This window comes from Inquilinus limosus MP06, from assembly GCF_000767795.1.
In the GTDB taxonomy this organism is placed as follows: Bacteria; Pseudomonadota; Alphaproteobacteria; order DSM-16000; family Inquilinaceae; genus Inquilinus; species Inquilinus limosus_E.
Map to the genome: position 1 here is coordinate 1 of NZ_JANX01000995.1, position 1,239 is coordinate 1,239.

Annotated in this window: 1 protein-coding gene; it reads left to right on the plus strand. The window is 74.1% G+C overall.

The window, feature by feature from the left end; genetic code table 11:
* The coding region (gene treY, locus P409_RS34680; RefSeq protein ID WP_081992233.1) for a malto-oligosyltrehalose synthase at positions 1-1,239 on the plus strand (1,239 nt) is incomplete at both ends.

A 1,239-nucleotide genomic window follows, 5' to 3' on the forward strand; every position in this document is an offset into this window, starting at 1 on the left:
GGCGTCGTGAGCGCGGTCGTCCGCCCGCCCCGCGCCACCGCCCGGCTGCAGATCCATGCCGGTTTCACCCTGGACGACGCCCGCGCCGCCCTGCCCTATCTCGCCCGGCTCGGCGTCAGCCATGTCTATGCCTCGCCGCTGCTGGCCGCCTGCCCCGGCTCGGCCCATGGCTATGACGTGGTCGACCCGACCCGGATCGACCCGGAGCGCGGCGGCGAGGAGGGCTTCGCCCGCTTCACCGAGGCGCTGAAGGCCAACGGCCTCGGCCTGATCCTCGACATCGTGCCGAACCACATGGCGGCCAGCCTGGCCAATCCATGGTGGCGCGACGTGCTGGAGCATGGGCAGGCCAGCCGGCACGCCGCGGTGTTCGACATCGACTGGGAGGCTCAGGCCAATCCCGGCCGGGTGCTGCTGCCGATCCTCGGCAAGCGCTACGGCGAGGCATTGCGCACCGGCGATATCCGGCTGGTCCGCGATCCCGCCAGCGGCCGTCCCGTGGTCGCGGTGCCCGGGCACATCCTGCCCGTCGCCCCCGGCACGGCGGAGGCGATCGCCGGGGATCTCGGCCCGGACGCGCTGCATGCCGTCCTGGAGCGGCAGCACTACCGGCTGGCCCACTGGCGCGTCGCCTCGGCCGAGATCAACTACCGCCGCTTCTTCGACATCGACGGGCTGGTCGGGGTGCGGGTCGAGGACCCGGCGGTGTTCGACGCCACCCATGGCCGCATCCTCGGCGCGGTCGCCGCCGGCCACATCCAGGGGCTGCGCATCGACCATGCCGACGGGCTGGCCGACCCGGGCGGCTACCTGGCCCGGCTGCGCCAGGCGGTGGACGCCGTCCGCCCCGCCGGCGCGCCCTTCGCGATCTGGGTGGAGAAGATCCTGGCCGAGGGCGAGGACCTGCCCGCCGATTGGCCGGTCGAGGGCACCAGCGGCTACGAAGTCGCCAATGCGATCCATGCGCTGCAGGTCGACCCCGCCGCGGCCGGCCCGATCCGCGCCGCCTATGCCCGCTTCACCGGCGACCAGGACAGCATGGCCGACACCGTCCGCCAGTGCCGCCGCGCGGTGATCGAGGGCAGCCTGGCCGCGCCCTTCGAGGCCCTGGTCGACGCCGTCGACCGGCTGGCCTATGCCGGCTGGCAGGAACGCGACCTGACCCGCGCCGCGATCCGCGAGGCTCTGGCCGCGGTGATCGAGCATCTGCCCAGCTATCGCGGCTATCCGGGCGGCGCC